This window comes from Lautropia mirabilis (assembly GCF_900637555.1).
Classification (GTDB): Bacteria; Pseudomonadota; Gammaproteobacteria; order Burkholderiales; family Burkholderiaceae_E; genus Lautropia; species Lautropia mirabilis.
Genome location: NZ_LR134378.1, coordinates 2146722 through 2159596 on the forward strand (window position 1 = coordinate 2146722; position 12875 = coordinate 2159596).

12 protein-coding genes are annotated in these 12875 nt (G+C 67.5%); all 12 read left to right on the forward strand.

Annotation, left to right across the window (positions count from 1 at the left end; all coding sequences use genetic code 11):
• Positions 1 to 232 precede the first annotated feature (232 nt).
• The 12 genes from hisS to EL249_RS08825 all read left to right on the forward strand — a co-directional run bounded on the left by hisS (position 233) and on the right by EL249_RS08825 (position 12720).
• Positions 233 to 1504, forward strand: coding sequence for a histidine--tRNA ligase (hisS, locus tag EL249_RS08770; protein WP_232002003.1), 1272 nt, complete (start codon positions 233 to 235; stop codon positions 1502 to 1504).
• Positions 1505 to 1561: 57 nt separating this feature from the next.
• Positions 1562 to 2203, forward strand: coding sequence for a YfgM family protein (locus EL249_RS08775; protein ID WP_005673044.1), 642 nt, complete (start codon positions 1562 to 1564; stop codon positions 2201 to 2203).
• A gap of 80 nt (positions 2204 to 2283) precedes the next feature.
• Entirely contained in the window at positions 2284 to 3489 is a 1206-nt protein-coding gene (gene bamB / locus EL249_RS08780) for an outer membrane protein assembly factor BamB (RefSeq protein WP_040529755.1), read from the forward strand.
• 2 nt (positions 3490 to 3491) lie between these two features.
• Positions 3492 to 5006 carry a ribosome biogenesis GTPase Der gene (gene der, locus EL249_RS08785; RefSeq protein WP_005673041.1) on the forward strand — a complete coding sequence of 505 codons (1515 nt, stop codon included), beginning with the start codon at positions 3492 to 3494 and terminating at the stop codon, positions 5004 to 5006.
• A 230-nt stretch (positions 5007 to 5236) separates the two neighbouring features.
• On the forward strand, positions 5237 to 5473 hold the full coding sequence (gene hfq, locus EL249_RS08790; RefSeq protein WP_005673040.1) for an RNA chaperone Hfq: 237 nt from the start codon (positions 5237 to 5239) through the stop codon (positions 5471 to 5473).
• 59 nt (positions 5474 to 5532) lie between these two features.
• On the forward strand, positions 5533 to 6723 hold the full coding sequence (hflX, locus tag EL249_RS08795; RefSeq protein ID WP_126348164.1) for a GTPase HflX: 1191 nt from the start codon (positions 5533 to 5535) through the stop codon (positions 6721 to 6723).
• A gap of 53 nt (positions 6724 to 6776) precedes the next feature.
• Positions 6777 to 8225 carry an FtsH protease activity modulator HflK gene (gene hflK / locus EL249_RS08800; RefSeq protein WP_005673038.1) on the forward strand — a complete coding sequence of 483 codons (1449 nt, stop codon included), beginning with the start codon at positions 6777 to 6779 and terminating at the stop codon, positions 8223 to 8225.
• Positions 8226 to 8295: 70 nt separating this feature from the next.
• Positions 8296 to 9246: a protease modulator HflC gene (gene hflC, locus EL249_RS08805; protein ID WP_005673037.1), complete on the forward strand. Its 951-nt coding sequence runs from the start codon at positions 8296 to 8298 to the stop codon at positions 9244 to 9246.
• A gap of 242 nt (positions 9247 to 9488) precedes the next feature.
• Positions 9489 to 9683: a DUF2065 family protein gene (locus tag EL249_RS08810; protein WP_005673036.1), complete on the forward strand. Its 195-nt coding sequence runs from the start codon at positions 9489 to 9491 to the stop codon at positions 9681 to 9683.
• Positions 9680 to 10861 (forward strand): ATP phosphoribosyltransferase regulatory subunit, encoded by a 1182-nt coding sequence (locus EL249_RS08815; RefSeq protein WP_005673035.1) that lies wholly within the window; start codon positions 9680 to 9682, stop codon positions 10859 to 10861. The genes EL249_RS08810 and EL249_RS08815 overlap by 4 nt, the downstream gene beginning before the upstream one ends.
• A complete protein-coding gene (locus EL249_RS08820) occupies positions 10834 to 12174 on the forward strand; it encodes an adenylosuccinate synthase (RefSeq protein WP_411431040.1) in 1341 nt (446 codons plus the stop codon). The genes EL249_RS08815 and EL249_RS08820 overlap by 28 nt, the downstream gene beginning before the upstream one ends.
• 3 nt (positions 12175 to 12177) lie before the next feature.
• On the forward strand, positions 12178 to 12720 hold the full coding sequence (locus EL249_RS08825) for a phosphoribosyltransferase (RefSeq protein ID WP_005673033.1): 543 nt from the start codon (positions 12178 to 12180) through the stop codon (positions 12718 to 12720).
• The last annotated feature ends 155 nt before the right edge of the window (positions 12721 to 12875 follow it).

The window sequence follows — 12875 nt, forward strand, 5'->3', positions numbered from 1 at the left end:
AGGCACCCCGCCCCGGAGCGCCGCTCAGCGGAGTCGTCCTGCAAAAAGCACGGTCCCCCACCGAAGCCGTCCTGCAAAAAGCACACCCCCGCGACGAAGCCGTCTTCCCCGGCATTCTCCGCTAGAATGTCGAGCTTGCCTTGCATTTCCACACTGACAAGCCGCGCAACCCTTGCGCGCAGGAACCCGCACAACCCCTATGGCAGCTCAAAAACTCGCCGGCGTCAAAGGCATGAACGACCTGCTGCCGCAGACCTCGGCGCGCTGGCAGCGCTTCGAGGAAATCGTCGCCTCCTGGGCGCGCAGCTATGGCTACAGCCAGATCCGCACGCCCATCGTCGAACCCACCCCCCTGTTCGCCCGGGGCCTGGGCACCGTCACCGACATCGTCGAAAAGGAGATGTACTCCTTCCGCGATGCCCTCAACGGTGAGGAACTCACCCTGCGTCCCGAAGGCACCGCCGGCGTGGTGCGTGCCGTCATCGAGCACAACCTGCTCTATGATGGTCCGCGGCGCCTCTGGTACCTGGGGCCCATGTTCCGGCACGAGCGCCCCCAGCGCGGCCGCTATCGCCAGTTCCATCAGGTGGGCGTCGAGGCACTGGGCTATGGCGGCCCCGAAGTCGATGCCGAAGTCATCGCCATGGGCCAGCGTCTCTGGGATGACCTGGGTATCGAAGGGCTGCAGCTGCAGATCAACTCCATTGGCGATGCGCCCGAGCGCGCCCGCCATCGTCAGGACCTGATCGACCACTTCGAGAAGCATGCCGAACTGCTGGACGAGGAGGCCAAACGACGGCTGCACGCCAACCCGCTGCGCATTCTCGACAGCAAGAACCCGGCCATGCAGGAGATCATCGAGCAGGCGCCGCGCCTGATCGACTACCTGGAAGGCCCGTCGCGCGAGCATTTCGAGCAGCTGCGCGGCTATCTGGCGCGGCTGGGCATCGAGGCCACGCTGAATCCGCGTCTCGTGCGCGGCATGGACTACTACAACCGCACCGTCTTCGAGTGGGTCACCGATCGGCTGGGCGCGCAGGCCACGGTCTGTGGCGGCGGTCGCTACGATGCGCTCATCGAGATGCTGGGCGGCAAGCCGGCCCCTGCCTGCGGCTTTGCCATCGGGGTCGAGCGTCTGCTGGATCTGGTCGAGCAGGCCGGCGGCCTGGGCGAGGGTGATGCGCCCGACGTCTACCTCATCAGCAGCGGCGACGGCACGATGGCGGCTGCGCTGCACACGGCCGAGGCGCTGCGTGCCCGGGGCATCGAGGTGCTGATGCACGCCGGCGGCGGCAGCTTCAAGTCGCAGTTCAAGCGGGCCGGGGCCAGCGGGGCCCACCTGGCGCTGGTCATCGGCGAAGACGAGCTGAAGGCCGGCGAGGCAACCCTGAAATGGCTGCGCGAGGGCGAAGCCGGGCAGGGCGGCCGGCAGGTGCGCATCCGTCTCGACGACGCGCCCGAGGCCGTGGGTCGTGCCCTGCTGGGCCAGACCGACGAGGACTGAGCGGCGGCTGCGACACGGCGCCGCCCACCTTACATCGAACAGAAACAGGAAGATCTCATGGCATACAACCTTCAGGATCAGGAACAGATCGACGAACTGAAGGCGTTCTGGGCCAACAACGGCAACCGTCTGATGTGGCTGGCCGTCATCGCGCTGGCGGTCTTTGCCGGCTGGCGTGCCTGGAACTGGTACCACGACAGCCAGGCCCAGGATGCTGCCCGCGAGTACGCTGGCCTGCTGTCGGCGGCCGACTCCGGCAAGATCGAGCAGGTCCGCGAGCGCTATGACGCCATCCAGAAAGGCTATGGCAGCAGCGTCTATGCCGGCATGGCCGGTCTGCGCGCGGCCGAGGCCTTTGCCAAGGCCAATCAGCCCGATGCCGCCGTGGCTGCGCTGGAAAGCGTCATGAAGAACAGCACCGAGCCGGGCTTCAAGCCGATTGCCGGCGTGCGCCTGGCGGGTCTGCTGCTCGACCAGAAGAAGTACGACGAAGCGACCAAGGCCATCGACTCCGGCAATATCGGCCCCGTCTCGGGCGAGATGGCGGCCAGCGTGGCCGATCGCCGCGGCGACATCCTGGCGGCCCAGGGCAAGGCGTCCGACGCCAAGGCGGCCTGGGAAGAGGCGCTGAAACTGCTGCCCCGGCACAACCAGCTGCGCTCGCTGGTGCAGTACAAGCTCGACGCGGTGACTGACTGATGCGGGGCGCACGCACTTCGTTCCCGTTTCCTTCGTTCCTGTCCGCCCATGCGGACGGGGCTTCCCGGGCTCGCGGCGACATGTCCGCTGAAGGCGTGGCCTCGGCATCGTCCGTGTCCGCCAAGGCGCCTGGGCTGATCCAGCCATCGCGTCGTCGGCTGCTGGGCTCGCTGGCCATGGGGGCAGCACTGCTGCCGCTGTCGGCCTGCTCGATGTTCGGTGACGATGCCGCCGAGCCGCCGCCGTACCCGGTGCCCAGACTGGGTGACGAGAAGGGCATGCGCCTTCTGTGGAAGAACACCGGCGGTAGCGATGCCCTGGTGGGCTTTCAGCCTGCCATCAGCGGCAACAGCCTGTGGGTGGTCGATCAGAAAGGCCGCGTGCGGCGCCTGTCTCGCAAGGACGGTCGGGTCGAGCATGAATTCAAGGCCGGCAAGGCCATTGCCGGTCTGGCTGCCGACGACGAACTGGTCGTGCTGGTCAGCCGTGACGGTACCGTGAAGGCTCTGTCCCCGAAGGGCGAACAGCGCTGGGAAGCACGCCTGGACAGCGAGGTGGCCACCGCGCCCGTGCTGGCCGATTCGGCCGTGCTCGTGCGCACCATCGAGGGGCGGGTGCTGGCGCTGGAGCGCAGTGGCGGTTCCACGCGCTGGAGCTGGAAGGCGCCCACCGCACTGCTGAACCTCTGGCAGAGTTCGCCCATGGTGACGGACGTGGATACCGTCTACGTGGGGTTGCCCAATGCCAAGCTGGTGGCGCTGGATCTGCGCTTTGGCGTGCCCCGCTGGGATGTGGCCATTGCCTCGTCGCTGGGGGCCACCGAGCTGGAGCGCCTCATCGACATCGTGGGTGCGCCGGTGCTGATGGGCACCGACCTGTGTGCCGTGGCCTATCAGGGCCGCGTGGCCTGCGTGCGCACGACCGACGGCGAGCTGGCCTGGAGTCGGGCGCTCAGCTCCTCCGTCGGCATCGCGGCCGACGACCGGGATCTGGTGATCGTCGATGCTTCCGAGGTCATCCAGCTGCTGCGCCCGGGTGGCGGTACGGTCTGGCGGCAGGACGGCTATGTGCGCCGCGGGGTCTCCGCCCCCGTCATCGTGCCCGACAAGCGCCTGCTCTTTGGCGACCGCTTCGGCAACCTGTCGCTGCTGTCGATGAACGACGGCCAGACGCTTGCACGCATCGAGATCGACGATTCGGCCCTGGCCACGCCGCCGCTGCTGGCGGGTGACGAGGCCTATGTGCAAACCCAGGAAGGAACGATCGCGGCCATCGCGCTGCGCTGACCATGAATCCATCTGTACCGGTTATTGCGCTGGTGGGGCGGCCCAACGTGGGCAAGTCCACCCTGTTCAACCGCCTGACGCGCTCGCGCGACGCCCTGGTGGCCAACATCCCGGGTCTCACCCGTGACCGGCACTATGGCTCGGCCACGCTCGACGGCCAGCGTGTCGTGCTGATCGACACCGGTGGCTTCGAGCCCGTGGCCGCCACCGGCGTGGCCGAACAGATGGCTCGCCAGACCCGCCAGGCCGTCATCGAGGCCGACGTGGTCGTCTTCGTGGTCGACGGCCGTCAGGGCCTGCTGGCCCGTGACGAGGAGATCGCCCAGGAGCTGCGCCGCACGGCCCGCAAGGTGGTGCTGGCCGTCAACAAGTGCGAGGGCATCTCGCGCCCGGTGGCTGCCGCCGAGTTCCATGCGCTGGGGCTGGGCGTGCCCATGCCCATTTCCGCCACTCATGGTGACGGCGTGCACGCGCTGATGGAGGAATGCCTGGAGGACTGGCGCGCCGAGCGCGAACGCCTGCTGGCCGAGGCTGCCGAAGCGGATGCCGGCATGGCTGATGAGGCTGAAGGTCCCGCGGATGCGGCCGCTGACGACGCGGGAGCACACGGCGAGGCCGACCAGGACGGACGCCCGGCAAACGGTAAACGTGCGGGAGAGGCTGCCGAGGGGGCTGCCGGCAAGGGCGACGCCGAGGCCGACGAGCGCAAGCCCGTCCGCGTGGCCGTGGTCGGTCGTCCCAATGGCGGCAAGTCCACGCTGATCAACGCGCTGCTGGGCGAGGAACGCCTCATCGCCTTCAATCAGCCCGGCACCACGCGGGATTCGATCACCGTCGATTTCCGCTATCGCAACCGCGACTACCAGCTCATCGACACCGCCGGCCTGCGTCGCCGGGGCAAGGTGCATGAGACCGTCGAGAAGTTCTCGGTGGTCAAGACGCTTCAGGCCATCGAGGACTGCAACGTGGCCGTGCTGATGATCGATGCGGCCGACGGCATCTCCGAGCAGGATAGTGCCATTGCCGGCTACATCCTGGAAGCGGGCAGGGCACTGGTCATCGCGCTGAACAAGTGGGATGCCGTGCCGGCCGATGAGCGCCGCAACGTCCTGCAGGAATGCCAGCGACGCCTGTACTTCCTGGACTGGGCGCCGATGCTCACCATCTCGGCACTGAAGAACCGCGCGCTGGACAAGCTGATGAAGGCCGTGGACGAGGCCCGTGCCGCCGCTACCCGCAAGCTGTCCACGCCCAAGCTCACCCGCATGCTGCATGCGGCCGTGCTGCATCAGCAGCCGCCGCGCAACGGCCCGTTCCGGCCCAAGCTGCGCTATGCGCACCAGGGGGGACAGAACCCGCCCGTCATCGTCGTCCACGGCAGCTCGCTCGACAAGGTGGGCGACAGCTACCGACGCTTCCTGGAAGGCTGGTTCCGCGAGCGTCTGGCGCTGCAGGGCACGCCGCTGCGCATCGAGTTCCGCACGGGCGCCAACCCCTACGCCAACCGGGGGAAGTAAGCCAGGTGAGGAGATAACGGCGAAACTTCTCGCCGTTCATCGGCCCGAACGTGTGCCGTTGTCAACGGTAGGGCTGGAAAAATGCGTAAAGCGCCCATATAGGTTAAAGTGCAATCAGGAGCGCCCGGGCCGCATGGCTCGGGCTGTCCGGGCGTGTCGTGGTCTTCGCATGGCCCAGACCAGCCGCATCCCGGACTGCACCCTGAATTTCAGTATCTCTCAGAAGAACCATGAGCAACAAAGGCCAACAATTACAAGATCCCTTCCTGAACCAGTTGCGCAAGGAGCATGTGCCGGTGTCCATCTATCTGGTCAACGGCATCAAGTTGCAGGGCCAGATCGAATCCTTCGACCAGTACGTGGTGTTGCTGCGCAATACCGTCACGCAGATGGTCTACAAGCACGCCATCTCCACTGTCGTGCCCAGCCGCGCCATCGAATTCCAGTCTGAAGGCGGTTCCCACTGAAGCACCAGTACGTCGCCCGCCAGCACGACCCGAACGCGCCCGACCCCAAGCGGGCCGCGCTGCTGGCCGTGGCCACCCAGGGAGAACGCCTGGAGGCTCACGATCTGGATGAACTGGACGCCCTGGCGCGTTCGGCCGGGTTGCAGCCGGTGCTGCGCGAGGTCCTGCGGCGCAATCGCCCCGATCCCGCGCTCTACTTGGGCTCGGGAGCGGCCGAGCGCATCGCCGACCAGCTGCGCACCGAGCGTGTCGGTCTGGTCCTCTTCGACCACGCCATCAGCGCCATCCAGCAGCGCAACCTCGAGCGCCTCTGGAAGGTGCAGGTCGCTGACCGCACCGAGCTGATCATCGAGATCTTCTCGCAGCGCGCCCGCAGCACCGAAGGCAAGCTGCAGGTGGAACTGGCACGCATGCAGCACCAGGCCTCGCGCCTGGTGCGGATGTGGTCGCACCTGGAGCGTCAGCGCGGCGGCATCGGCGTGCGCGGCGGCCCCGGCGAGACCCAGCTTGAGCTGGACCGCCGGATGCTCGACGACAAGATCCGTCGGCTGCGCACGCGCCTGCAGAAGGTCGATCGCCAGCGGCGCACCCGCCGTCGCGCCCGTCAGCGCGGCGAGGCCCTGCGCGTCTCGCTTATCGGCTACACCAACGCCGGCAAGTCCACGCTGTTCAACCGGCTCACTAGGGCCGGGGCACTGGCGGCCGATCAGCTCTTTGCCACGCTGGATCCGCTCACCCGCCGTCTGGGCTTGGGCAACGGTCTGGAGGTGGTGCTCTCCGACACGGTGGGCTTCATCCGCAACCTGCCGCACGGTCTGGTGGCGGCCTTCCGCGCCACGCTGGAGGAAACCGCCGAGGCCGACCTGCTGCTGCACGTCGTCGATGCCGGCTCGCCCGACCGCGAACGCCAGATCGAGGCCGTCAACCAAGTCATCGCCGAGATCGGAGCAGGCGAGGTCGAGCAGCTGATGATCTACAACAAGATCGATCTGACCGGAAATGTGCCCGAGGTGCGGCTCGACCCCTATGGTAGGATCAGCGGCCTGGCGCTGAGCGCTGGCACGGGCGCCGGGGTCGATGCACTGCGCGACCTGTTGCGGGAACGTGCCCAGGCGCGGGCCCAGGCTGTCGACGAGACCGCCTGGTACGGCGATGAGGCCTTTACCGCCGAGGCTCCCGACCCCTCCGATGTATCCGATGAGGCTGATCCGTCCGCGGATGAAGACGGGCCGGATCATCCGTCTTCCTGAACGCCGCCCTCCTGCTTCGGGCAACTGCCACCCTTTCAAGGTACAGTCAAACCATGTCTACCCCTGATGATTCGGGCTGGGGCCGAAGTGCCGGATCCGGCCAGGACCAGAACCCGCCTCCTGCTGCATCCCCGACCCCTTCCGGCCGGTCGCCCGAGGCCGGTGGCACCCGTGGCGCGGATGAGCAACCCCCGGCGCGTCCGCCTGCTGCGTCGCCTTCGCCGTGGCAGTCCGAGCGCCCGCAGCCGCAGCGTCCGTCCGATGGCCCGCCCGATCTCGACGAGTTCTGGCAGGACCTGAGCAGCAAGCTCAACGGCCTGTTGGGGGGCAAGCGTGGCGGCCAGGGCGGCCGCGGCGGCATGCCCGTTGGTGGTGGCCGCAATGCCGCCCCCTCCGGACGCAGCCTGCTTTCGGGTCTGGCCATCGTCGGCGTCGTGGCCGGCCTGGCCTGGCTGGGCAGCGGCTTCTATATCGTGCAGGAAGGCCAGGTGGCTGCCGTGCTGCGCTTTGGCCAGTTCCGCTACCTCACGCACGAGGCCGGCATCCAGTGGAACCTGCCGTACCCCATCGAGACGCACGAGATCGTCGACCGCTCGCGGCTGCGCCAGATCGAGGTGGGCTACCGCAACTCGGTGCGTACCAAGGTGCCCAAGGAGTCGCTCATCCTCACGGGTGACCAGAGCATCGTCGACCTGCAGTACGCCGTGCAGTACCGCATCGACAATCCGGGTGACTTCCTCTTCCAGAACAACCTGTCCTCCGGCTCCGAGGAGCTGATCCGCCAGGTGGCCGAATCGGCCATGCGCGAGGTGGTGGGCCAGCGCACCACCGACCAGGTGCTCTACGAGGACAAGGCGCAGGTGGCCGAGGATGCCCAGACGCTCACGCAAGCCATCCTGGATCGCTACAAGCTCGGCATCGGCATCGTCGACTTCACCATCCAGCAGGCCCAGCCGCCCGAGCAGGTGCAGGCCGCCTTCGAGGACGCCAACAAGGCCGATCAGGACCGCCAGCGCCTCATCAACGAAGGCCAGGCCTACGCCAACGACGTGATCCCGCGCGCCAAGGGTACCGCCGACCGGATGGTGCTGGAGGCCCAGGGCTACCGGGCACGGGTCATTGCCCAGGCCGAGGGTGATGCGCTGCGCTTCGACCAGATCTACACCCAGTACGCCAACGCGCCGCAGGTCACGCGCGAGCGGATGTATCTGGAGACCATGCAGCAGATCCTGTCCAACACCTCCAAGGTGTATCTGGATTCGCAGAAGAACGGCAGCCTGCTGTATCTGCCGCTCGATCGCATCCTGGATCGCAACCAGGGCAAGGGTGGCAAGCCGTCGCTGACGGGCGAGCGCGCCGAGCGCGCGGTCGAGCAGGCACCGGCCAGCGTGCAGACGCCCCAGCCGGCCAACGCGGGCGGCACCGGCATCGCGCAGGATGCCGACAGCCGTGGTGCTTCGCTCAACGCGCTGCGCAGCCGCGATCGGAGCTACGCCCGATGAGCCCGTTTCCCTCGCATCTGCCCCTTTCTGACAACGCCCATTTCGCCAACGCCATCGACGGGAGCCTCCGATGAATCGTGTGCTCGCGCTGATCATCACGCTGGGCGTGCTGATCGTCCTCGCCTTTTCCTGCCTGTTCGTCGTTGACCAGCGCCAGTACGCCGTGGTGTTTGCCCTCGGCGAGATCAAGCGCGTCATCAACGAACCTGGCCTGTACATGAAGCTGCCGTCGCCGCTGCAGGACGTGCGCTACTTCGACAAGCGCACGCTCACCTATGACAGCGACGAGATCGACCGCTTCATCACCGCCGAGAAGATCAACATCCAGGTCGACTCCTTCGTGAAGTGGCGCATTGCCGATCCGCGCCAGTTCTTCGTGTCGGTTGGCCACAGCCCGCTGGCCGCCGACGACCGCATCGGCCGGCAGCTGCGCTCGGCGCTCAACAACGAGATTGCCCGGCTCTCCGTGGCTGACGTGATCTCCTCGGCGCGCGAGACCCTGGTCAAGCAGGTCATGAAGGTGATGTCGGTCGAGCTGGAAAAGATCGGCGTCACCATCGTCGACGTGCGCCTCAAGCGTGTGGACTTCGCGCCCGAGGTGGCCGAACGGGTCTATGAGCGGATGCGTTCCGAGCGTACCCGGGTGGCCAACGAGCGCCGCGCCAAGGGCGCCGCGGAAGGCGAGCGCATCCGCGCCGATGCCGACCGCCAGCGCGAGGTGCTGATCGCCAAGGCCTATCGTGACGCCCAGAACGAGCGGGGTGCCGGGGATGCCGAGGCCAGCCGCCTCTACGCCAAGGCCTTCGGTCGCAACCCCGAGTTCGCCAGCTTCTATCGCAGTCTGGAAGCCTATCGCGCCTCGTTTGCCGACCGTGCCGACATGCTGGTTCTGGATCCGCAGTCCGACTTCTTCCGCTACTTCCAGGGGGCAGAGCCGGCGCCGGCCGCCTCGGGTCGTCAGCCCACGCCACCCTTCAAGGAAGCCCCCGCAGCCCCGGCTGCGGCGGGCAGCGCGCACTGAGTCCGAAAGAAAATGCGCCGGACCGGTGTCCGGACGAAAAATGCCGTTAAAATCAGACACAGGAACGTAAGTTCTCCGCCACGCCCGTCCTTCGGGACGGCGTGACGGAAAGTTCCTTCCCATCTGTCCTGCCTTCGTCGGCTAGGACGGCGCAACCCGCCAGGCCCCAGGGCAGGGCGGATGCGTCTCCTGCCACGAGGGCGGTGTTTTTTTGGATTCACGGTCCCGCATTCACTGTCCCCATGGATGATCCCGCCGTCTCGCCGTGGTTGCTCGCCCTGGGGCTCGTGCTGCTCCTGGAGGGGCTGATGCCCCTGTTGCTGCCGGGTGGCTGGCGCAACGCGGTGCAGCAGATGGCTGCCCTGCGTGATGGGCAGCTGCGTTTCGTGGGTCTCATGCTGGTACTTGCCGGCCTGCTTTTCGTTTCCCTGGCATGAAGAACCGCTGGCTACTTCCCGAAGGCATCTCGGACCTGCTGCCCGATGCGGCGCAGGACCTCGAAGGTCTGCGCCGTGCGCTGCTTGACACCTATCGTCGCCACGGCTTCGAGCTGGTACTGCCCCCGCTCGTCGAATATCTGGACTCGCTGCTCATCGGAAGCGGCGGCGACCTGGACCTGAAGACCTTCAAGCTGGTGGACCAGCTCTCCGGGCAGAGCCTGGGGGTCCGGGCCGACATCACGCCCCAGGTCTCACGCATCGACGCGCATCTGCTGCAGCAGCGTGACATCAACCGGCTCTGCTACGCCGCCTCGGTGCTGCGCACCCGTCCCAGCGGCCAGGAAGGCTCGCGCGAGCCCATCCAGATCGGTGCCGAGGTCTACGGCCATGCCGGCATCGAGGCCGACATCGAGGTCATCGATCTGCTGCTGCAGTCGCTGGCACTGGCCGAACTGGGTCCGGTGCGCCTGGACATCAACCATCTGGGGCTGGCCAGCCTGCTGCTGGCCGAGCTGGAAGGGGTCGACGAGGAGGCCGTGCTGCAGCTGCTGCAGGCCCGCGACCTGCCCAGCCTGCGCGAGCTGCTTGCCCCGTGGTCGCAACAGCCCGCTGCGGCCGCGCTGCTTGCTCTGCCCGAGTGCTTCGGCCCGGCCGAATCGGCCATGGCCCGTGCGCGCACCGTGCTGGCCCCGTGGCCGCAGGCCACCCCCCATCTCGACGCACTGGATGCCGTCCTGGGCTCGCTGCGGCTGGCACGCCATGCCGGGCAGGTGTCGCTGGCCATCGATCTGGCTGACGTGCAGGGCTTTCGCTACCACACCGGGCTGGGCTTTGCGGCCTACGTCGAAGGTCATGCCCGGGCCGTGGGGCGCGGTGGACGCTATGACGGCATCGGCGCCGCCTTCGGGCGCGGCCGCCCGGCCACCGGCTTTTCGCTCGACCTGCGGGAACTCGTCGAGCTGCGACGCGACCGGCACACGCCGCCGGCCATCATCGTCGCTCCCTGGTCCGACGACCCGGCGCTGCTGGCGTTCATCGACACGCTGCGCGCCCAGGGCGAGACCGTATTGCAATTGTTGCCCGGCCAGGATGCCCAGCGCCTGGCCGGCGTTTCCGCCGATCGGATGATCGGCTTCATCCACGGCCAATGGCGGCTTGCAGGGAAGGAATCATGAGCAGGAATCTGGTGGTGGTCGGCACCCAGTGGGGTGACGAAGGCAAAGGCAAGGTCGTCGACTTGCTGACCGACGAAGTCAAGGGAGTCGTGCGCTTCCAGGGCGGTCACAACGCGGGCCACACGCTGGTCATCGAAGGGCGCAAGCAGGTGCTGCGCCTCATTCCCTCGGGCATCCTGCGTGATGACGTGACCTGCTACATTGGCAATGGCGTCGTGCTCTCGCCGCAGGCGCTGCTGTCCGAGATCGCCGAGCTGGAGGCCGCCGGTGTCGACGTGCGCAACCGTCTGCGCATCAGCTATGCCTGCTCGCTCATCCTGCCTTACCACATCGCGCTGGACCAGGCGCGTGAGCAGGCCCGGGGCGACGCCCGCATCGGTACCACCGGCCGTGGCATCGGCCCGGCCTACGAGGACAAGGTGGCACGGCGCGGCCTGCGGCTGGAAGACCTGTATGTGCCCGACCAGCTGGCCGAGCGCGTGCGCGAGGCCGCCGAGCTGCACAACTTCCTGCTCGAGAACTACTACCACGCCCCGCGCATCGACGTGGCCAGGATGCTGGATGAGCTGCAGGACCAGGCCGAGCAGATCCGCCCGATGGTCCACGACGTGGCCGGCCTGCTGGCCGACGCGCTGGCACGGGGCGAGTCGCTGATGTTCGAAGGCGCCCAGGGCGCGCTGCTCGACATCGATCACGGGACCTATCCGTTCGTCACCAGCAGCAACTGCGTGGCGGGTGCAGCGGCAGCCGGCTCCGGCATCGGCCCGGGCAACCTGCATTTCGTGCTGGGCATCGCCAAGGCTTACACCACCCGCGTGGGCAGCGGTCCGTTCCCCACCGAGCTGCATGACGACATCGGCAAGCGCCTGGCCGAGCGTGGCCACGAGTTCGGCTCCGTCACCGGGCGTCCGCGTCGCTGCGGCTGGTTCGATGCCGTGGCCATGCGCCGTTCCATCGAGCTCAACGGCGTCACCGCCCTGTGCCTGACCAAGCTGGACGTGCTGGACGGTCTGGACACCGTGCGCATCTGCACGCACTACGACATGACCACGCCCAAGGGCAACATCAAGCGCCTGGAGCGCCTGCCCACCGGTGCCGGTGCCGTCGCCCGCTGCCAGGCAGTCTACGAGGAAATGCCCGGCTGGAAGGAAAACACCCGGGGCGCACGCCGCTGGGAAGACCTGCCGGTGAACGCACGCCGCTACGTCGAGCGTCTGGCCGAGCTGTCGGGTGCCCCCATTGACATCATCTCCACCGGTCCCGACCGCGAAGAGACCATCGTGCTGCGGCACCCTGGCAGGAAGGAAGGCTGAATCATGCAGCATCTGTACGTTGACTGGGCCGAATACCATCGCCTCATCGAGCGCCTGGCGCTCTCCATCCATCGCTCCGGCTGGCAGTTCGACTCGGTCATCGCGCTGGCGCGCGGCGGCCTTCGGGTGGGCGACCTGCTGTCGCGCATCTTCGACAAGCCGCTGGGTGTGCTCACCACCAGCTCCTATCGCCACACCGGCAATGTCGTGCAGCAGGGCGAGCTGAAGATTGGCTCCACCATCAGCGCGGCCGAGGACGTCACGCGCGGTCGTGTGCTGCTGGCCGACGATCTGGTCGATACCGGTGTCACGCTGGAGAAGCTGCTGCCGGTCATGCGCAGCCGCCATCCCGAGATCACCGAGCTGCGCACCGCAGTGCTCTGGAAGAAGGCCGTCTCGGTCTACACGCCCGACTACTGCGTCTGCAACCTTGATGACAGCCCCTGGATCCACCAGCCCTTCGAGCTGTACGAGGGCTGCGACATCGAGGCACTGGAGCACGGCTCGCCCACGCAGGCTGCCTACGCAGTGGCCGAGCGGCGCTAGACGCGCGCGAAGGCACGACCCGGGGGTATCTTCCAGTGCCCGGGTCGTTGGTTGGGGTGGGACGGGCGCCCGTCCCGGATCACGGGCTCCATGCCGTGTGAGCAGTCCCGGCCCCGCACGATCTCCAGGAACCGGCTGACAGTGGCTTGACCCGC